Genomic DNA, 17,899 nt, shown 5'->3' on the forward strand with positions numbered 1-17,899 from the left:
CCCATGAAACATATAAAAATCGCCGATCTGACGGTCGGCAACGACCTTCCGCTTACCATCATCGCCGGCCCCTGCCAGCTTGAAACCGCCGATCACGCCCAGATGATCGCCGGTGTCATGAAAGAGGCCTGCGAAGCAGTGGGCGCGCAATACGTTTTCAAAGCCTCCTACGACAAGGCCAACCGCACATCGCTAAGCGGCGCGCGCGGGATGGGAATTGACGCCGGTCTCAAGGTGCTGGACGACATCCGCAAGACTATGGGTGTGCCTGTCCTGACCGATGTGCATTCCGAGGCGCAGTGCGCCATCGCTGCCGAGGCGGTGGATGTGCTGCAAATCCCCGCTTTCCTGTGCCGCCAGACCGACATGCTGCTGGCCGCGGGGAACACCGGTGCGGTGCTCAACGTCAAAAAGGGGCAGTTCCTCGCCCCGTGGGAAATGCAGAATATCGTCACCAAGATCGAAAGCACCGGAAACCACAACATCCTGCTGACCGAACGTGGTGCCTCTTTCGGTTACAACACCCTTGTCGCCGACATGCGTTCCCTGCCGATCATGGCACAGACGGGATACCCCGTGGTGATGGATGCCACCCACTCGGTGCAGCAGCCCGGCGGTCGTGGCGGCTCGTCCGGCGGCCAGCGGGAATTCGCTCCAGTCATGGCGCGCGCGGCGGTTGCCGTGGGAACTGCGGCGGTGTTCATGGAAACCCATCAGGACCCGGACAATGCCCCCTGTGACGGCCCGAACATGATCTACCTCGATCAGATGCCCAAACTGATCGAAACCCTGATGCGCCTTGACGAGCTGGCGAAGGCCAACCCAATTCAGATTTGAACCAACGGAATTTGACATGACCAAACCCCTTGCCGAGGTGACCCCGAACACCTGGAGTTTTCTGCGCGACGCGATGATCAAGCCCACGGGCTTTCGCGAGTATGACGCACGCTGGAAGTACCCCGACGAGATCAATCTGCCGGGCATGACCGCCCTTGGGCTTGGTCTGGGCACCCAGATGCACAAGCGCGGGATCGAACCCGTTATCGCGGTCGGCAACGACTATCGCGACTATTCTCTGGCGATCAAGAACGCGCTGATCCTCGGTCTCATGCAGGCCGGTATTCAGGTCAAGGATATCGGCCCCGCGCTTAGCCCGATGGCCTATTTCGCCCAGTTCCACCTTGATGTGCCCGCGGTTGCGATGGTCACAGCCAGCCACAATCCCAACGGTTGGACCGGCGTCAAGATGGGCTTTGACCGCCCCCTGACCCATGGCCCCGACGAAATGGCCGAACTGCGCGATATCGTTCTGAACGGTGAAGGCGTGGCGCGGCCCGGCGGGTCCTATGAATTCGTCGATGGCGTGAAAGAAGCCTATATCGACGATCTGGTGGGTGATTTCAGAATGTCCCGCCCGCTCAAGGTTGTCTGCGCCACCGGCAACGGCACCGCTTCGGCCTTTGCGCCCGAGATTTTCGAACGCATGGGGGTCGAGGTCGTGCCCAGCCATAACCGGCTGGATTACACCTTCCCCAACTACAACCCCAACCCTGAAGCGATGGAGATGCTGCACGACATGGCCGACACGGTCAGGTCCAGCGGTGCCGATCTGGCGCTGGGTTTTGACGGCGACGGCGACCGCTGCGGCGTTGTCGATGATGAGGGCGAGGAAATCTTTGCCGACAAGGTCGGCGTCATCATGGCGCGCGATCTGGCCAAACTGTACCCCGGCGCGACCTTTGTGGCCGACGTGAAGTCCACCGGCCTGTTCGCCAGCGATCCTGAACTCCAGGCCCACGGTGTCAAAGCCGACTACTGGAAGACCGGCCACAGCCACATGAAGCGCCGCGTCAAGGAAATCGACGCACTGGCGGGGTTCGAAAAGTCGGGTCACTACTTCCTCGCCGAACCCATCGGTCGCGGTTACGACTGCGGGATGCGGGTCGCTGTGGAAATCTGCAAGCTGATGGACCGCAATCCGGACAAAAGCATGTCGGACCTGCGCAAGGCTCTGCCGAAAACCTGGTCGACACCGACCATGTCACCCTACGCGTCGGACACGGAAAAATACGAAATCCTGTCCCGACTGGTGGACAAGCTGGTTGCCAAAGCCGAAGCGTCGGAACCCCTTGCGGGCCGCGCGATCAAAGAGGTCGTCACCGTCAACGGCGCACGGGTCATTCTGGACAACGGCAGCTGGGGACTGGTGCGCGCCTCGTCCAATACGCCCAATCTGGTTGTCGTCTGCGAAAGCAGCGAAAGCGAGGATGAGATGCGGGCGATCTTCCGGGACATCGACGCCGTCATTCAGACCGAGCCGGGCGTCGGAGAATACGATCAGACCATCTAATCCGGACCAGAACGCCGCAAGGTTCAGCCCCTTACAGTAAGTGGTACAGGTGAATGATAGTGAGGCTCGGAACTTAATGTCTGTTCCGAGCCCAAAGTAACAGGTGCTGCGGTCTGCACGAAGGTCCTAAATCTCAAACTTTGGGGCTATATGGGATGCGCCCCGTCTTCCCATGCAGACAAGCCCGCGCGAGCAACTTGTTCTCCGTTGGTCTCCTGAACGAAGTGACCTGCGTCTGGCAGCATCAGTGGCGGGCGAACTACGCCCAATATTTCGTGCATGCGTTTCATCAGCCTCGGAGGGATCAGAACATCTGCTTCTCCAATCGCCATGAAGCTGTCGCCAGACCAGTCAGTTTTCCACCATGCCGCTGCGCGTCGCGACACATCAACGCCCTCCATGTCGGGTTCAGTCATCACCAGCGACGGGAACTTCCGCACCCCGCCCCGATAACGCGCGTCCGGGAAAGGGGCGGCGTAAGCAGCCGCAACTTCATCGCTCATGCCGGGCACGTACTTTTGAAACAATGCGGCCACGTCATAGTCCGGGTGGGTTCGGTGGAACTCCCGCCAGGCATCGAATCCTTCGCTGCTACCGCCACCCAAGCCGAGAACCGTGTTCATAACCAATAGCCGATTGAAGCGATCAGGCATGTCCGGTGGAATAGTAAGACCAAGAAGCCCACCCCAATCCTGTACAACGAGTGTAATTCCTTTTAGGTCGAGCGTTTCAATCAACCCAATCAAGCTCTGACGGTGAAATGTGAATGTGTAGCAATTGTCTTGGATAGGTTTGTCGGACCGGCCGAAACCGAACAGGTCAGGAACGACAACTCGGGCACCAGTCTCTAGAAAGACCGGGATCATATGCCGATACAAAAATCCCCAAGACGGCTGCCCATGTAGGCACAAGAACACCCGCTCTGCATCCTGTGGACCTTCGTCTATTCTTGCCATCCGCAGACCTTCATACCCGGCCAACTGATCTTCGTATTGAGGATGCCAGACGAAATCAGGCAAGTTCAGAAAACGGTCGTCTGGCGTACGTACAGCTTCGATAGGTGACAATCCTGCCCCCTGCATTTTTGTTTCTGTTGGCTAAATTTGCATCTTTCAGAGTTTTCTCACAAGCGGACATTCGCAATTCACGATTGAATGGCAACTTCGTCCGCTGACCAGGCCTCAAAACTCTGCGCCCGAAGAAACCCCCGGGAGGTTTTGCTCGACATAGAATAACAAGCCCACAGACCCGTGGCCGCGCGTGCAACAATTACTGCAAAGGGCCGGCCGCAAGGCGCCTATTTTTGGTGGACGGTGTTGCAAACGGCCCTTAATCGCCCAGCAGTTTCAGCAAGCCCTTTTTGACTTCGTCCTCCAGCTTGTCCTTGACCGCTTCTTCTATCTGCTCGGTTTCGGTGATCGTGGTGTTCAGCTCTTCGCCCACTTTCTCGAAAACCTTCTGCTTGGCGTCATCCTCCAGTTCCTTGACCTTGACCTCGGTCGCGGCCTCGATCGCCTTGGTCAGATCCGGTTTGATCGACGGATCGCTCCACGGTCCCACGATCCGCACCGGTACCGCGATCCCTTTGCCGGAATTCGCGCGTAAGGCGACAGGCGTGAACAGATAATCGATGTTGCGCTTGCCGATACCGATACGCCCGGTTCCATCCGCGCGATAGTTGTCCAGCAACATCAGCAGATCCTTGTTTTTCAGATTGCCGTTCTTCATCGTGAAGCTGGCGCTGAGACTGTTGAAAACGGTTGTCCCACCGCTCCCTTTGCCCTTGCCCATCAGCCGGTCCAGATCGACGCCCGAGATGACACCGCCATCCATGTCGATGCGACCCTTGCCACTGAGCGAGCGCATGATCCGATTTTCGGTCTGACCCACTCCCAGAAATTCCAGCGACCCCGACGCCTTGCCTGACAGACGCTCAATGCCTCCCAGCGTGGTCAGGGCCTGCTTCAGATCGACGCCATCGGCCTTCAGCTTGCCGCCGACCGACAACCCGTTTCGGTTATTCGCAACAACCTGCCCGGAAATCTGACCCGAAAACAATCTGGCGGGGTTCATCTTGACCACAGCCCGCGAGTTTTCCAGTTTCAGTGTCAGTTTGCTTTTGCCGAATTGCAGCCCCGCAACCGAAATGGCGTTTGCGTTCAGCCGGATCAACCCGTTTGCCAGCGCCAGCGCCGACGCATCGATTGGGTCCTTTGACCAGCCGTCGCCCTGACCAGCCTGGCCAGATTGACCGCCCCCCGACGTGTTTGAAGAATTCGTTGCAGCGCCCGTTTCCTCTTCTGTCCCGATCACTTTGGACAGATCCAGATGGTCCGTCGACAGCCGGGCCGTAATGCGCGGCGGGTCTGCGACAACGATATCTGCCTCACCCTCAAACCGGTTGTTGTCTAGCTTCGAAACCATCTCGCGTAGGGACAGGCGCCCGTCACTGGTATATGTCATCCGGGTCGAAATATCGGCCGCCTGCCCCAGACCGTAGGGCACATGAATGCCGCTTTGGCCAAGTGCGGCAAACATCCGCTTCGAATTCCCGGCCTTGATCTGCGCGGTTCCGTCCAACTCACCAGCAATATTCACGCGGCCCGCAAAACCGATCTGCCCCCCCGGCGCAGTCAATTTCATCTCCATCCCGGTTGCGGCACCCGATGAAAATTCGGGCAGATCGGGGATTTTCAGATCAACGTCGACTGGCCCCTCTCCGATATTCAACTGCGCCTGCATTTCCATCGGCGCATCCGGTGATGGCCAGCTGGCCTCCAGATCGACATTATCAAAATCAAAGGTGGCCTGACCGTTTTCCACATAGACGAGGCGCGCGTTTGACAGCTTCAGCATATCCAGCGTTACGCTGGGTACATCTGCCGCCACCGCATCCGTTCCACCACCAGCGGCCGAGGGCTGGGTTGCTGAGCCCGCCGCGGGCGACGGGGCGCTGAATTCCCAGTTTCCTTTACCATCCGAGATTTCAAGGCGCAGCACCGGGTTTTCGGCAAGGATGCGGCGGATGGCCAGTTCACCGGCAAACAACGCTGCGGCGTCGACACCAACCGCCAGACTGTCCGCCTCCAGCATGGGCTGCGGCCCCGCCCAGGCGGCATTACCAAAGGTGACGGCCTCTGTCTCCAATCCCAGAACCGGCCAGAAGGACAGCCGCACATCGCCTGTCAGGGTCAACTCCCGACCTGTCTGCGCCTTGACCTGCTCGGCCAGTATCGCGCCCAGCTTGTCGCCCGGCATCAGCAACAATGCGCCGATGACCAGCCCGATCACCGCGATCAGAATGAATACGATCCGTAACAACCAGCCCATGTTTCTGCTCCCTGCCTGTTCGGTCTTGTGGGTTTGGTGCAAGTCAGCCCTGCGCGGACAACATTTGCAAGGGGAGAAGTTCCCCACTATATGCCGCGCCATGACCACGAACCCGCCAAACCTCCGCCCCGACCTGGCGCCCGCCGCCCGGATCACCGAGACGCCTCGCATCAACCAGCCGACCATCGGCATGGTCTCGCTGGGATGTCCCAAGGCACTTGTCGACAGCGAACGCATCTTGACGCGCCTTCGGGCCGAAGGATACGGCATTTCGCCCGACTATTCCGGTGCCGATGCCGTGATCGTGAACACCTGCGGGTTCCTCGACAGCGCCAAGGCGGAATCGCTGGAAGCGATCGGCGAGGCGCTGGTGGAAAACGGCAAGGTCATCGTCACGGGCTGTCTGGGGGCAGAACCGGATTACATTCGCGAACATCACCCCCGCATTCTGGCCGTGACCGGCCCGCATCAGTACGAACAGGTGCTGGACGCGGTGCATGTCGCCGTGCCGCCTGATCCGGACCCGTTCGTGGACCTGTTGCCCGCATCCGGCGTTAAACTGACACCGCGCCATTACAGCTATCTCAAGATTTCCGAGGGCTGCAACCACAGCTGCAAGTTCTGCATTATCCCCGATATGCGCGGCAAACTGGCCAGCCGCCCGGCCCATGCCGTCCTACGCGAGGCGGAAAAGCTGGTCGACAACGGCGTGCGTGAGTTGCTGGTCATCTCTCAGGACACCTCGGCCTATGGGCTGGACCGCAAATATGACGTGAATCCGTGGAAAGACCGCGAAGTGCGCAGCCACATCACCGATCTGGCGCGCGAGTTGGGTCAGCTGGATGCCTGGGTGCGGCTGCATTACGTCTATCCCTACCCCCATGTGCGCGATCTGATCCCGCTTATGGCGGATGCGGGGTGCAATGTGCTGCCCTACCTCGACATCCCGTTCCAGCACGCCCATCCAGACGTCCTGAAACGCATGGCCCGCCCGGCCGCTGCCGCCAAGACACTGGACGAGATCGCCGCCTGGCGCGCGACATGCCCCGACATAACCCTGCGCTCGACCTTTATCGTCGGCTATCCCGGCGAGACCGAGGCCGAATTCCAGACCCTGCTCGACTGGATGGACGAGGCGCAACTGGATCGTGTCGGCTGCTTCCAGTACGAAAACGTCGACGGCGCGCGGTCGAACGACCTGCCCGATCACGTACCTGCCGAGGTCAAACAGGAACGCTGGGAGCGGTTCATGGAAAAGGCACAAGCCATCTCCGAGGCCAAACTGGCCGCCAAGGTCGGTCAGACCATCGACGTGATCGTGGATGAGGTCGACGACGAAGCCGCCACCTGCCGAACCAAATCCGACGCCCCCGAGATCGACGGGAACCTGTTCATTGACGAGGGGTTCGACGGGTTGAAACCTGGCGACATCCTTTCCGTTGAAGTTGAAGAAGCCGGGGAGTATGACCTGTGGGGAAAACAGGCGTAACCCTCTGATTCAGCTTGGCATATCTCGACCTCCATAGAGTATGGAATGAGATTCCGGGCGCCCCGGGGAAATCGTCTCGCCGCCTGACGGGCAAAAGCGCGAGAGGAATGTGTGTTTTAAATTACACAGCCCCAATGTATCCCTATAAGGGAGGACAGCCCCCAATTGATTGCCCCTGGTTGAACACATAGCAAGCGCCCGGATAATAAATCAGATAAGCACTGACTAAGGGCTCCTAATGAAATTCACTACAATAACAATCGCATCGCTGGCTTTGTTTTGCGCAGGCTGCGCAACGAAGCAGGAAAAAATCCTCAAGTCTAAGGACGGTGCTACTAACGTCGAGTTCGTATCAAAAAGCGCGCAAGACTCCGTTCTCGGCTTTAAGGCGACCAGCGTGCGTGTGGAGCGGTACGAAAACTCAAGAACAACGGCAAACTGCAACCTTGTTGGTGAAGGTTTCAAGGCAGCTTTCACTGCACCAGCGGTCGTAAACCTTCCAAGTTACGGAAAACAGACCAAGCCCATTCAAGTAAACTGTTCAGTCAAAAACGAAAACGTCTCTGAAACGATCAAGCCAGCAAACCTCTCGGCTGAAAACCGTAGGGCAAACGCAGTTGGCGCAGGAATCTTACTTGGAGGAATAGTTGGAGGTGCTGTCGCAGGAAGCGTCACCGGTGAAAAAGAAGAAGACGCTTACAGCTACAAACCGATCATACTAAAGCTAAAGTGATCTGATTTCGCCCTCCAGCAAGTCAACGATCACCCGTATCAGCCCGTGATTCACTCATGGGCTGATTTGTCTTTATATCCTTGATAGAAAATACATTTTCTGAGCCGAACACGCCCGCTACGCCAACGAAACCAAAACCACCACCCAGGCCACGCCCGCCGCCACGGCCGTCAACGCCACAGCCGCACTTGCCGCATCCTTGGCCTGCCCCGCCAGTTTGTGGTGATCGGTCGAGGTGTGATCCACCGCCCGCTCGATGGCGGTGTTGAACAGTTCGGCCACCAGCACCAGTATCCCCAGCGCAAGGATCAGTGCGCGCTCTGCCGTACTAAGCGGCAGCCACAAGGCCAGCGCGCCCGAGATCAGATTGGCCCAGACCCACACGCGAAAGGAATACTCGGCGCGCCAGGTAACAACCAGACCTTGCCAGCTCCAGCGGGTGCGATCCCTTAGACGTTCGAAAAAGTTGCGCATGAGGGCTCCGGTCGTTTCAGGATAAGGATCGAAAATCCTGCCCGGCGGACAAGAAAAAACCGCCCCAAGGGCGGCGCGGTCTCTAAAGGAATACAGGCGGCCCCCAATAGGACCGCCTGTGGAATTCTTATTGTGCGACCGGGTTACAGACGGTCTGACCTGCTTCGGTGGTGGCCAGTTCATAGCCTGCCGAGCAGCTCGGGGTGCCGTACTTGTCATAGTCGGGCTGGATGTAAACCGGGGTCGGCTCTTCCTGCTGCGAGCACGCGGTCAAAACAACTGCGACGGCACTGAGAGCAGCGAGTTTAAGTTTCATGTCCATCATTCCTCTAATACTTTTCTGATATTGCCCAACTATTCGGGGCTTTGCATAGGATACGTGGTTGTTCACGATCTGGCAACCGAATCCGCCCGTCGGTTCGAAGATGAGGCGAAACTATGCCGTAATATCAATCTTGTCGGATGAATCAGGCGGTATCGGCTGCTCATTTTCGCTTGCGCGGGCGCAAAGCCGCCTTGCGCTTCGCAAAACCGCTCAAATCGCCCGGTTGACCTATCGCAGGCCGTTCAGCACATCGGCGTTCGCACAGAAGTCCGGCGCCGCATCAGCCCTGGTCTGCTTGCACGCCAGCCACAACGCGCACTTCTCATGGCAATGCGCCGCACGGCATCCGGTGATCAGTTCGGCGAATTGGTGCGACGACATACGGCCTTCGGCCATGGCTTCGGTAAACGATACCCCCATGCAGCGGGCGACCGAGCGTGTAAGCCAAAAGTGCTTCTCGATATCTCCAATCGGGACCTGCGCCATCATCATTCCTCTGTGCGTCCGTTCCGAAGCTCGGAAAAACGGGCCCGGTTCGGGCAGGTCTCTGGCGCTTCGGCTACGCTCTGGTTTTCATCCAGCCACGCGGGACAGCGCCCGGCCCATTCGCAACTTCGGCACGACTGCACCATCCCAGCCCACTCATCCTGACTCAGCCGCCCGCTTCGGTGCTCGGACACGATGTCCACACCGGTTGCCTTGCCCATTCTCAACACCAATCGAAGGTGCTTCATGATATCTCCAAGACGAGGCATTGCAGGGTCCACCGTTCAGGGGTTGAGACGTTCGAAAAGCTCCTGATTTCTGCAGTATTCCGGGGTGATCGGAGAGTGCTGGTTTTCCGAAAGGAACCGTGCGCAATGTCCTGGGTTCGGGCAATCACTGCACCTCAGCACCGCGTCCGAGATCTCATCGACGGAAACCTGGCCGCCAATAGCAGACTCCTGCAGGTCGATACCGAGGGTTCCGGCCATTCTGTCAACCAGTTCAGCATGATGGCGGAGCGTTTTCGGGTCGGACATCGTCGGTTCCTTTCTGTTGCGCTGTACAGTGGATACCGCAGCGCGGGCGCCCTGCCCTTGATACAGGTCAAGACCCCGAACCGATGCTTTCCAGATAGGCACGCGTCGCGTCCTGAACGCGGCGAAAGCGATCTCCGCCCAGTTTTTTGCCGCCATACCAGCGCGTAACGACAATGACATGATCGCGCAGTTCCGCCCGTTCGATCATGCGCAGAATCACCATACCGGCCCCGGACTCACCGTCATCGGCCTTCAGGCCGCCGGTTGGCAGCATGGCCGCCCACGTGTTGTGCGTTGCCTTCGCATAGGCGCGATCGGATTTCAGCTCGGTCAGAACCGCATCCACCTCAGCGCGGCTTGAAACCTTTGCACCGCTCACGGCGTATTTCGAACCACGGTCGGTCAGAACCACACCCAGCTTTGTCAGCGCGGTCATTGCACCAGCCCCAACCGGGCAGCGGTCTGGTTTACGATCTGGACACGCTGGGCGTTGGGGGGATGCGTTCCCAGAAACCGGTCGCCCGGATCGGGGATGCGCTCAAAGAACTTGACGCCGATAAGGGGATTGTAACCCGCCTTGTAGGTGATGATCGTCCCAAGCTGATCCGCCTCCAACTCGAATTCCTTGGAATAGCTGCGCGCGCCAACAACTGCGCCCAGTTTTTGCGCCGATTCGATGCCCGCCGCATCACTTCCCAGCAAAACAGCCAGCCCGCCCAAAGCCACCGCGCCAGCCTCGGCATTCGCGGATTGCCGGGCGAGATGTCCGCGAATGTGGTGCGCGGCCTCATGCCCCATGACAAAAGCCAGTTCATCGCCGTTGCGCGCAGACTTTATCATCGACTGGGTGAAGATGATGACCGGGCGCCCCTCTTTGTCGAGTGTCTGATACGCATTGACCTGCGCGCGCGGATTTGGATCAACAACGATCTTGAAATCGCAGTTTCCGCCGCTGGTCCGGCGCCGGCATTCGGACCGTGCCTGCGCCCCGATGTTCCGGCTGATCGCATTGAAATCCTTGGGCGCAGCCTGCGCATTGACCGTGGCAGGCCCCCCTTGCGGCTCGGGATAGGCAATGGGCGCGGGTGCTGTCGCCGTACATCCGGCAATCGCAAGAACCAGCAAAAGAACAATCCGGCGCATCATGGGCCCCTTTAACGGTCAGAACGGACAGAAAGAATAGCCCGGGCAATCAGCCACTTCCACTGTCGGTTTTTCTTTCAGCGGGTTGCCAAGCCCCGATTTGCCCTGCAGTCTACCGATATGTTTTCGATTGAGCATGAATTCGACTCGACCGTCATCACTCTGGTGGACGAAGGTGACGCACCCCTGCAAGAGGACGTGATCATCAACAGTTTTGCCGAATGCGTGACGCTGGAACAACTGGACCCCAGAACGCAGCAGGTACAGAAAATCACTCTGTCGCCTGAACAGGTGCGTGATCTGGCCGCCGCACTGGACCTGCCCGAGGGGGTGTACCAGATTCGGGAAACGCCGCCTCAGGAAACCTGAAGCAGCACAGACATCGGGCGCAGGTTTCCGCCGCCGCGAACACTGGCGGGCATCCCGGTTCAGAAAGTTGAAAAATCGCACTTTTCCCCTTGAATCAGAGGCGTCCCTGCCCGAGATACAGATGGCTTATGTAAAAAGGCTTCACATATGACGCTCAAAAACCCCGCCGCGCTGGAATTCCTGCTGTCCCGGCGTTCGCGCCCTGCCAAAACGCTGATCGCCCCCGCCCCCACGCGGGAAGAACTGATGCCGCTGCTGACCGCCGCGGCGCGCTGTCCGGATCATGGCAAGCTTGAGCCATGGCGGTTCATCGTTCTGGAAAAAGGCGCAATGCCGCGCCTTGCGGACCTGACCGGATCGCGCGGCGAGGCGCTGGGAAAAACGCCGGAAGATATCGCCAAGGCCAAAAACCAGTTCGAGCTGGGACAATTGGCCGTTGCCGTGATCGAGGTGCAAAAGCCATCCGAAAAGATCCCGGCACTCGAACAGACCTATTCAGCCGGTGCCGTGTGCCTGTCGCTGCTGAACGCGGCACTGGCGGCCGGATGGGGGGCGAACTGGCTGTCTGGCTGGCAGACCCACGACCGGGAATTCTGCGAACAGGCATTCGGGCTTGCGTCAAACGAACGTGTCGCCGGGCTGATTCACATCGCGACCGAAGGGTCTGCACCGCCCGAACGGCCCCGGCCGGACATTGATGCGATCACCCAATGGGTGAAGGAATGATCATCCTCAATTCCTTCTTCATGGCGCTTGGCCAGATCGGCGATCCGAGGTTTCGAAAGGTGCTGCTGCTGGGCGTCGGCCTGACATTTGCCCTTCTGGTCGCCGCCTATGCCGGTTTCCTGTGGTTTCTCAATACGCTGGTCGGCGAACAGGTCACCCTGCCGATACTGGGCGAGGTGACGTGGCTGAACGACCTGCTCAGCGTGTCGTCGTTTCTGCTGATGATGGTCCTGTCGGTTTTTCTGATGGTGCCGGTGGCGTCGGCCATCACTTCGATGTTTCTGGACGAAGTCGCTCAGGCGGTCGAGGACAAGCATTACCCGGCCCTACCGGCCGTTCCTCATGTCCCGATCTGGGATTCCTTGCGCGACACGCTCAGCTTTCTGGGCGTCCTGATCGTCGCGAACCTGCTGGCCCTTATATTATACGCGATGTTCACGCCGCTGGCGCCGTTCATATTCTGGGCCATGAACGGGTTTCTTCTGGGACGGGAATATTTCACGCTGGCCGCTATGCGGCGTCTGGGCCGCGAAGGGGCGCGCAAACTTCGTGCGCAGCATATGCCAACGATCTGGATCGCTGGGACGTTGATGGCCATTCCGTTGTCGATACCGCTGATCAACCTGCTGATCCCGATTATCGGCGCGGCGACCTTTACCCATATCTATCACGGGGTGGCAGCCACCAGCCGGTGACCGCCACGCCGTTTTCTACAGCGTTTTGGCTCTATTCAAGCGGTGGCAGCTGGTTGAACCAGTCGATATCGCGCACCGTGATCAGGCCGGAAATGATGATGCCCGCGATGATCGCCCACAGCACCACGGAAACCGCCGTGGTGATCCACATCTTCTTTTTCAGATGATGCTCTTCGGGTGCGCCCGCATGGGTGCCCGGCACGATCTCGCCCACGTCACCTTGGGTCTTGATCCTGATGGGCAGGATCACCAGCAACGTCATGAACCAGATGACGGCAAACAGAACTATGGCTGCAGTGATGGTCATGCGTCAGCCTCCGGGTTTATGCGCTCAGACCTGCTCAAGCTCGACAAGGCAGCCGTTGAAATCCTTCGGGTGCAGGAACAGCACCGGCTTGCCATGCGCCCCGATCTTGGGTTCGCCCGAGCCCAGCACCCGCGCGCCGGTCTCTTTCAGATGATCGCGCGCGGCGATGATATCTTCTACCTCATAGCAGACATGATGGATACCGCCCGAGGGGTTCTTGTCCAGAAACCCCTTGATCGGGCTGTCATCACCCAGCGGATACAGCAGTTCGATCTTGGTATTGGGCAGCTCGATGAACACCACGGTGACACCATGATCGGGCTCGTCCTGCGGTGCGCCGACCTTGGCGCCCAGCGCGCTGCGATATTGCTCGGACGCCGCCTCCAGATCCGGAACAGCAATTGCGACGTGGTTCAGCCTGCCGATCATGACAATCTCCTCTTATCTCCGTTGGCGCGGTTATGCGGGCAGACCCGTCAAAGGGCAAGTGCGCCAAATCGCATTACTGCGTTTTGCGTTTTATCCCAGGCATATTCATCGGAATGCGCGTTCGACCGAAGGGAGAGGCAGCGCATTCCGATTCAAGTCAAACGTAAAACGCATTAACCCTGTGTTAGCCGGATTTTCCTAACGTGAAGCACCCGCTGTTAAGGAGGTCTGCAATGAACGATTCGGTTCCTTCCACCACGTCGCACGCGTTTCCCGGCACCATGCGCCCACTGCTGGGCCAAACCATTCTTGTCGTCGAAGACAGCCGGTATGCCTGCGATGCCATGCGGTTGATGTGCTTGCGCAGCGGGGCCAGAATGCGTCGCGCAGATTGCCTGAAATCCGCGCACCGCCATCTCAGACTCTACCGTCCTTCTGTGATCGTAGTGGATTTGGGTCTGCCCGACGGCAACGGCGCGGACCTGATTGCCGAACTCTCCCAAAACAGCCCCCGGATCGGTGTGATTCTGGGAACCTCCGGCGATGACAGCGCCGGCACCACCGCCCTCGACGCCGGGGCGGACGGGTTTCTGGCGAAACCGCTGACCTCGCTGGCCGAGTTCCAGACTGCCATTCTTGACCTGCTGCCCGCAGACAGGCGCCCTGCCGTCCCGGTCGATCAGCATGATCAGGTGATCTGCCCCGATCCATTGGCCTATCAGGACGACATCACTCATATTGCTGAGCTTCTGACCGAGCCGAGTGATGACCGGGTTCTGGGCTACGCCGCCCAGTTCATCGGGGGCATCGCCCGTGCAGCCGGGGATCACGTACTGGAAGACGCCGCACGCGATCTGACTGCCTCGCGCTCTCGGGGGGCACCTGTCACGGCACAGACCGCGCGGCTGGTCGGGCTGGTGCAGAACAGATTGCAACAGCGCGAGGCGATCTGAGATGGTGACGGCCTATTTCATCACGGCAACATGCCTGTGCCTCTGGCTCTACTGGCAGACCCGATCGGCCGCACGCTCCATTCGCGACGGCCGCACTCATGATGCCGATCTGCTGGGTCACGTGATCCCCGATGCAGCCTCGCGGAAATAGTGAACTGATCGTTAAGACTGCATTGCCGAAGCAAACGGTGGGGACGTTAACCCATCGCCGATGCAGTTTTCAGGACCTTGAATAGTTGTACAAACCGGAAGATTGGCCGGTTTCAACTGGTACAAATCCACACTTTTCCGCCACCAGCGGCAAAAGGCGCCGCCCGCGCCAGACGCGGGCGGGTAGTCTTACTCCTGCGGAATGACCCGCAGACCAAGCTCCATCAACTGGTCCGAAGTCGGCTCTGACGGCGCTGCCATCATCAGATCTTCGGCGCGCTGGTTCATCGGGAACATGATGACTTCGCGGATATTCACGGTGTCGGCCAGCAGCATGACGATCCGGTCGATACCGGCAGCACAGCCACCATGCGGCGGAGCGCCGTACTGGAACGCGTTGACCATTCCACCAAAGCGCTTACGCACTTCGTCCTCGCCATAACCGGCGATTTCAAAGGCCTTGAACATGATCTCGGGCTTGTGGTTCCGGATCGCGCCCGACAGGATCTCATAACCGTTGCAGGCCAGATCGTACTGATATCCCAACACCTTAAGCGGATCGCCATTCAGCGCCTCCATGCCCCCCTGAGGCATCGAGAACGGGTTGTGCTCAAAGTCGATCTTGCCGGTTTCCTCGTCCTGTTCGTAGATCGGGAAATCCACGATCCAGGCAAAGGCAAAGCGGTCTTTCTCGGTCAGACCCAGCTCTTCGCCGATGACGTCACGCGCTTTTCCTGCAACCTTTTCAAAGGCTTTCGGCTTTCCACCCAAAAAGAACGCCGCATCACCAACGCCCAGACCCAACTGCTGACGGATCGCCTCAGTCCGTTCGGGGCCGATGTTCTTGGCCAGCGGACCCGCGGCCTCCATCCCCTCGCCCTGATCGCGCCAGAAGATGTAGCCCATACCGGGCAGGCCTTCTTTCTGGGCAAAGGCATTCATGCGGTCACAGAACTTGCGGCTGCCCCCGGTAGGCGCCGGGATCGCACGAATCTCGGTGCCTTCCTGTTCCAGCAGCTTGGCAAAAATCGCAAAGCCGGAACCGCGGAAGTGTTCGGACACACTTTGCATCTTGATGGGGTTACGCAGGTCAGGCTTGTCGCTGCCATACCACAGCGCTGCATCCTTGTAGGAAATCTGTGGCCACTCCTGATCGACCTTGTGGCCCTCTCCGAACTCTTCGAACACGCCTGTCAGGACAGGCTGAATCGTGTCGAACACGTCCTGCTGTTCGACAAACGACATCTCAAGGTCCAGCTGGTAAAAGTCCGTAGGCGACCGGTCGGCACGCGGATCTTCGTCACGGAAACACGGTGCGATCTGGAAATATTTGTCGAAGCCCGAGACCATGATCAGCTGTTTGAACTGCTGCGGAGCCTGCGGCAGGGCATAGAATTTACCCGGATGCAGCCGCGAAGGCACCAGAAAGTCACGCGCGCCCTCGGGAGAGGATGCCGTGATGATCGGCGTCTGAAATTCACGGAAGCCCTGATCCCACATACGGCGACGCATCGAGGCCACAACGTCCGAGCGCAAGGTCATGTTGCGCTGCATCGCCTCGCGGCGCAGGTCCAGGTAACGATAGCGCAGGCGCGTTTCCTCGGGGTACTCCTGATCTCCGAACACCATCAGTGGCAGCTCTGCGGCTGATCCCAGAACTTCCAGTTCGCGGACATACACCTCGACCTCGCCGGTAGGCAGCTTGGGGTTCACCAGTTCCGGGGCACGCGCCTTGACGGTGCCATCAATGCGGATACACCATTCGGACCGGACATTTTCCAGCTCGGCAAAAGCTGCGCTGTCGCCGTCGCACAGAACCTGAGTTACGCCAAAATGGTCGCGCAGGTCGATGAACAACACACCGCCATGATCGCGCACGCGATGAACCCAGCCGGACAGGCGAACGGTTTCACCGACATTGGCGGCAGTCAGATCGGCGCAGGTGTGGCTGCGGTAGGCGTGCATCAGTCATATCCCTTCGGGCGGAGAATTCGTCGCGCCGATACACCGCGATAGCCACAGGAAGTCAAGGGTTCCGCGCCCAACCAGACCCGGTGTCACGCAAATGCAAGACAAAACCTGTTTTTGCCATATGTTATAAGTACAATGAATTCGGATAGTTGAGCCCGTTTATCGGGTGCCAGGCCAATTTCTGAAAGGAGGATGACGGCTCATGTGGCAGGCTATTTTTCACAGATTGCTGACAGAATTTATCATCCGGGGCTCGCTCGGGGTGACATATCCAGACGGTTCCGAACATGTATACGGGGACGGAACCGGTCTGAACGCCGCAATTCACATCCATGACAAAGCCCTGTTGCCGCGACTGTGCCGCAATATCGAACTGGCCTTTGGCGAGGGGTACATGGACGGGAAATTGACGATCACAACCGGTGGGCTGGAAGACGTCATGCGCATAGCGATTCGCAATATCGTGGGCGGTCACCTGCCGAAGGCGCACAAGTGGCTCGCAAGAGGGCAGTTCCTGTTACGCCCCATCCTGCAAAGGAACTCGCTTCGTTCAGCGCGCCGTAACGTTGCCCACCATTACGATATTTCGGACGATTTCTATCGGCTGATGCTGGATCGGGATATGCAGTACAGCTGCGCCTACTTCGACTCCCCCAACCGAACACTGGAACAGGCCCAGATCGCAAAAAAAGACCATATCGCGCGCAAGCTGTGTCTGGAGCCCGGCATGAAGGTTCTGGATATCGGGTGCGGCTGGGGTGGATTGTCCCTTACATTGGCGCGGGATTACGGTGTTCAGGTTACCGGCCTGACTTTGTCGGACAACCAACACGCAACGGCTCGTCAGCGCGTTCAGCAGGCGGGATTGCAAAACAGCGTCGAAATAAGGCTGCAGGATTACCGCGAACTTGATGGCAAATTCGACCGCATCGTTTCCGTGGGTATGCTGGAACATGTCGGGGTGCCGCATTACCCCGAATATTTCGGCAAGGTCTCGGACCTGCTTGATCCGGATGGCGTAGCCCTGATTCATACGATCGGACGGAACGGACCGCCCAAGAATCAGTCTCCGTTTTTGAACAAATACATATTCCCGGGCGGTTACGTGCCTTCATTGTCCGAGTTGATCGAACCGCTTGCGCATACAGGAATGTGGTTTTTGGATATCGAGAGTCTGCGGTTGCATTATGCCAAGACCCTGCGGTGCTGGCGCGACCGGTTCGAGGCGAACCTCGACAAAGTGCGCGCCATGTATGACGAGCGGTTTATCCGAATGTGGCGGTTCTATCTGACGGCCTGTATTCTGGTTTTTGAGGAACGCGATCAGACAGTGTTTCAGTTACAGCTCGGACACCGTAGTGACGCAGTACCGCTGACACGGGGTTACCTGTATCGCCCCGATGCCCACCTGCGCGACGCGGCAGAGTAATCCG

At 58.7% G+C, this 17,899-nt stretch carries 22 protein-coding genes; 10 read left to right on the forward strand and 12 right to left on the reverse strand.

What is annotated here, in order from left to right:
- Positions 1 to 3 precede the first annotated feature (3 nt).
- A complete protein-coding gene (gene kdsA / locus ACR0D6_RS03395; protein ID WP_170650942.1) occupies positions 4 to 837 on the forward strand; it encodes a 3-deoxy-8-phosphooctulonate synthase in 834 nt (277 codons plus the stop codon).
- Between the two features lie 16 nt (positions 838 to 853).
- A complete protein-coding gene (locus ACR0D6_RS03400) occupies positions 854 to 2,350 on the forward strand; it encodes a phosphomannomutase/phosphoglucomutase (protein ID WP_480764463.1) in 1,497 nt (498 codons plus the stop codon).
- Positions 2,351 to 2,496: 146 nt separating this feature from the next.
- Here the strand turns inward: ACR0D6_RS03400 and ACR0D6_RS03405 are convergent, their stop codons facing one another.
- Entirely contained in the window at positions 2,497 to 3,417 is a 921-nt protein-coding gene (locus ACR0D6_RS03405; RefSeq protein ID WP_480764464.1) for a haloalkane dehalogenase, read from the reverse strand.
- Between the two features lie 262 nt (positions 3,418 to 3,679).
- The gene (locus tag ACR0D6_RS03410; RefSeq protein WP_480764465.1) at positions 3,680 to 5,680 is read right to left on the reverse strand and encodes an AsmA family protein; all 2,001 of its coding nucleotides are present in this window, start codon (positions 5,678 to 5,680) and stop codon (positions 3,680 to 3,682) included.
- Positions 5,681 to 5,780: 100 nt separating this feature from the next.
- Here ACR0D6_RS03410 and rimO point away from each other — a divergent pair, with 100 nt between their 5' ends.
- Entirely contained in the window at positions 5,781 to 7,169 is a 1,389-nt protein-coding gene (rimO, locus tag ACR0D6_RS03415; protein WP_480764466.1) for a 30S ribosomal protein S12 methylthiotransferase RimO, read from the forward strand.
- 238 nt (positions 7,170 to 7,407) lie between these two features.
- Positions 7,408 to 7,902, forward strand: coding sequence for a hypothetical protein (locus tag ACR0D6_RS03420; RefSeq protein WP_480764467.1), 495 nt, complete (start codon positions 7,408 to 7,410; stop codon positions 7,900 to 7,902).
- Between the two features lie 117 nt (positions 7,903 to 8,019).
- Here the strand turns inward: ACR0D6_RS03420 and ACR0D6_RS03425 are convergent, their stop codons facing one another.
- The 7 genes from ACR0D6_RS03425 to ACR0D6_RS03455 form a co-directional block, all read right to left on the reverse strand.
- Positions 8,020 to 8,376 (reverse strand): diacylglycerol kinase, encoded by a 357-nt coding sequence (locus tag ACR0D6_RS03425; RefSeq protein ID WP_480764468.1) that lies wholly within the window; start codon positions 8,374 to 8,376, stop codon positions 8,020 to 8,022.
- Between the two features lie 127 nt (positions 8,377 to 8,503).
- Positions 8,504 to 8,692, reverse strand: coding sequence for a hypothetical protein (locus ACR0D6_RS03430; protein WP_480448691.1), 189 nt, complete (start codon positions 8,690 to 8,692; stop codon positions 8,504 to 8,506).
- A gap of 237 nt (positions 8,693 to 8,929) precedes the next feature.
- Positions 8,930 to 9,190, reverse strand: a complete 261-nt coding sequence (locus ACR0D6_RS03435; RefSeq protein WP_480764469.1) for a DUF6455 family protein — start codon at positions 9,188 to 9,190, stop codon at positions 8,930 to 8,932.
- Positions 9,190 to 9,456, reverse strand: a complete 267-nt coding sequence (locus tag ACR0D6_RS03440) for a DUF6455 family protein (protein ID WP_480764470.1) — start codon at positions 9,454 to 9,456, stop codon at positions 9,190 to 9,192. Before ACR0D6_RS03440 ends, ACR0D6_RS03435 begins: the two co-directional genes overlap by 1 nt.
- Before the next feature lie 15 nt (positions 9,457 to 9,471).
- Positions 9,472 to 9,723, reverse strand: a complete 252-nt coding sequence (locus ACR0D6_RS03445; protein ID WP_170650951.1) for a DUF6455 family protein — start codon at positions 9,721 to 9,723, stop codon at positions 9,472 to 9,474.
- Positions 9,724 to 9,790: 67 nt separating this feature from the next.
- Positions 9,791 to 10,159, reverse strand: a complete 369-nt coding sequence (locus ACR0D6_RS03450) for a YigZ family protein (protein ID WP_170650952.1) — start codon at positions 10,157 to 10,159, stop codon at positions 9,791 to 9,793.
- Positions 10,156 to 10,866 (reverse strand): M48 family metalloprotease, encoded by a 711-nt coding sequence (locus ACR0D6_RS03455; RefSeq protein WP_480448688.1) that lies wholly within the window; start codon positions 10,864 to 10,866, stop codon positions 10,156 to 10,158. The genes ACR0D6_RS03450 and ACR0D6_RS03455 overlap by 4 nt, the downstream gene beginning before the upstream one ends.
- Positions 10,867 to 10,986: 120 nt before the next feature.
- Between ACR0D6_RS03455 and ACR0D6_RS03460 the strand changes: the two genes are divergently transcribed.
- From ACR0D6_RS03460 to ACR0D6_RS03470, 3 genes are all read left to right on the forward strand, one after another.
- Entirely contained in the window at positions 10,987 to 11,235 is a 249-nt protein-coding gene (locus tag ACR0D6_RS03460) for a hypothetical protein (RefSeq protein ID WP_170650954.1), read from the forward strand.
- Positions 11,236 to 11,382: 147 nt separating this feature from the next.
- Positions 11,383 to 11,961: a nitroreductase family protein gene (locus tag ACR0D6_RS03465; RefSeq protein ID WP_480727528.1), complete on the forward strand. Its 579-nt coding sequence runs from the start codon at positions 11,383 to 11,385 to the stop codon at positions 11,959 to 11,961.
- Positions 11,958 to 12,656, forward strand: a complete 699-nt coding sequence (locus tag ACR0D6_RS03470; protein WP_170650956.1) for an EI24 domain-containing protein — start codon at positions 11,958 to 11,960, stop codon at positions 12,654 to 12,656. The genes ACR0D6_RS03465 and ACR0D6_RS03470 overlap by 4 nt, the downstream gene beginning before the upstream one ends.
- Before the next feature lie 31 nt (positions 12,657 to 12,687).
- Here the strand turns inward: ACR0D6_RS03470 and ACR0D6_RS03475 are convergent, their stop codons facing one another.
- Both ACR0D6_RS03475 and mce read right to left on the reverse strand, forming a co-directional pair.
- A complete protein-coding gene (locus ACR0D6_RS03475) occupies positions 12,688 to 12,963 on the reverse strand; it encodes a DUF1467 family protein (RefSeq protein WP_170650957.1) in 276 nt (91 codons plus the stop codon).
- A gap of 24 nt (positions 12,964 to 12,987) precedes the next feature.
- A complete protein-coding gene (mce, locus tag ACR0D6_RS03480; protein ID WP_480448686.1) occupies positions 12,988 to 13,392 on the reverse strand; it encodes a methylmalonyl-CoA epimerase in 405 nt (134 codons plus the stop codon).
- Positions 13,393 to 13,625: 233 nt separating this feature from the next.
- Here mce and ACR0D6_RS03485 point away from each other — a divergent pair, with 233 nt between their 5' ends.
- Both ACR0D6_RS03485 and ACR0D6_RS03490 read left to right on the forward strand, forming a co-directional pair.
- Positions 13,626 to 14,345: a response regulator gene (locus ACR0D6_RS03485; protein WP_170650959.1), complete on the forward strand. Its 720-nt coding sequence runs from the start codon at positions 13,626 to 13,628 to the stop codon at positions 14,343 to 14,345.
- Between the two features lies 1 nt (position 14,346).
- Positions 14,347 to 14,496 carry a hypothetical protein gene (locus ACR0D6_RS03490; RefSeq protein WP_170650960.1) on the forward strand — a complete coding sequence of 50 codons (150 nt, stop codon included), beginning with the start codon at positions 14,347 to 14,349 and terminating at the stop codon, positions 14,494 to 14,496.
- Positions 14,497 to 14,684: 188 nt separating this feature from the next.
- Here the strand turns inward: ACR0D6_RS03490 and aspS are convergent, their stop codons facing one another.
- Complete coding sequence (gene aspS, locus ACR0D6_RS03495) at positions 14,685 to 16,460, reverse strand: aspartate--tRNA ligase (RefSeq protein ID WP_480764471.1); 1,776 nt, start codon at positions 16,458 to 16,460, stop codon at positions 14,685 to 14,687.
- A 208-nt stretch (positions 16,461 to 16,668) separates the two neighbouring features.
- Between aspS and ACR0D6_RS03500 the strand changes: the two genes are divergently transcribed.
- On the forward strand, positions 16,669 to 17,895 hold the full coding sequence (locus tag ACR0D6_RS03500) for a class I SAM-dependent methyltransferase (RefSeq protein WP_480764472.1): 1,227 nt from the start codon (positions 16,669 to 16,671) through the stop codon (positions 17,893 to 17,895).
- Positions 17,896 to 17,899: the final 4 nt, after the last annotated feature.

It is taken from the genome of Ruegeria sp. BJ6, from assembly GCF_056537885.1.

Excerpts from the sequence above, each read along its gene's own strand:
- kdsA (WP_170650942.1), top strand. The coding sequence starts at position 4 with ATGAAACATATAAAAATCGCCGATCTGACGGTCGGCAACGACCTTCCG.
- ACR0D6_RS03400 (WP_480764463.1), top strand. The coding sequence starts at position 854 with ATGACCAAACCCCTTGCCGAGGTGACCCCGAACACCTGGAGTTTTCTG.
- ACR0D6_RS03410 (WP_480764465.1), bottom strand. The coding sequence starts at position 5,680 with ATGGGCTGGTTGTTACGGATCGTATTCATTCTGATCGCGGTGATCGGG.
- rimO (WP_480764466.1), top strand. The coding sequence starts at position 5,781 with ATGACCACGAACCCGCCAAACCTCCGCCCCGACCTGGCGCCCGCCGCC.
- ACR0D6_RS03420 (WP_480764467.1), top strand. The coding sequence starts at position 7,408 with ATGAAATTCACTACAATAACAATCGCATCGCTGGCTTTGTTTTGCGCA.
- ACR0D6_RS03425 (WP_480764468.1), bottom strand. The coding sequence starts at position 8,376 with ATGCGCAACTTTTTCGAACGTCTAAGGGATCGCACCCGCTGGAGCTGG.
- ACR0D6_RS03430 (WP_480448691.1), bottom strand. The coding sequence starts at position 8,692 with ATGAAACTTAAACTCGCTGCTCTCAGTGCCGTCGCAGTTGTTTTGACC.
- ACR0D6_RS03435 (WP_480764469.1), bottom strand. The coding sequence starts at position 9,190 with ATGATGGCGCAGGTCCCGATTGGAGATATCGAGAAGCACTTTTGGCTT.
- ACR0D6_RS03440 (WP_480764470.1), bottom strand. The coding sequence starts at position 9,456 with ATGCCTCGTCTTGGAGATATCATGAAGCACCTTCGATTGGTGTTGAGA.
- ACR0D6_RS03445 (WP_170650951.1), bottom strand. The coding sequence starts at position 9,723 with ATGTCCGACCCGAAAACGCTCCGCCATCATGCTGAACTGGTTGACAGA.
- ACR0D6_RS03450 (WP_170650952.1), bottom strand. The coding sequence starts at position 10,159 with ATGACCGCGCTGACAAAGCTGGGTGTGGTTCTGACCGACCGTGGTTCG.
- ACR0D6_RS03455 (WP_480448688.1), bottom strand. The coding sequence starts at position 10,866 with ATGCGCCGGATTGTTCTTTTGCTGGTTCTTGCGATTGCCGGATGTACG.
- ACR0D6_RS03460 (WP_170650954.1), top strand. The coding sequence starts at position 10,987 with ATGTTTTCGATTGAGCATGAATTCGACTCGACCGTCATCACTCTGGTG.
- ACR0D6_RS03465 (WP_480727528.1), top strand. The coding sequence starts at position 11,383 with ATGACGCTCAAAAACCCCGCCGCGCTGGAATTCCTGCTGTCCCGGCGT.
- ACR0D6_RS03470 (WP_170650956.1), top strand. The coding sequence starts at position 11,958 with ATGATCATCCTCAATTCCTTCTTCATGGCGCTTGGCCAGATCGGCGAT.
- ACR0D6_RS03475 (WP_170650957.1), bottom strand. The coding sequence starts at position 12,963 with ATGACCATCACTGCAGCCATAGTTCTGTTTGCCGTCATCTGGTTCATG.
- mce (WP_480448686.1), bottom strand. The coding sequence starts at position 13,392 with ATGATCGGCAGGCTGAACCACGTCGCAATTGCTGTTCCGGATCTGGAG.
- ACR0D6_RS03485 (WP_170650959.1), top strand. The coding sequence starts at position 13,626 with ATGAACGATTCGGTTCCTTCCACCACGTCGCACGCGTTTCCCGGCACC.
- ACR0D6_RS03490 (WP_170650960.1), top strand. The coding sequence starts at position 14,347 with ATGGTGACGGCCTATTTCATCACGGCAACATGCCTGTGCCTCTGGCTC.
- aspS (WP_480764471.1), bottom strand. The coding sequence starts at position 16,460 with ATGCACGCCTACCGCAGCCACACCTGCGCCGATCTGACTGCCGCCAAT.
- ACR0D6_RS03500 (WP_480764472.1), top strand. The coding sequence starts at position 16,669 with ATGTGGCAGGCTATTTTTCACAGATTGCTGACAGAATTTATCATCCGG.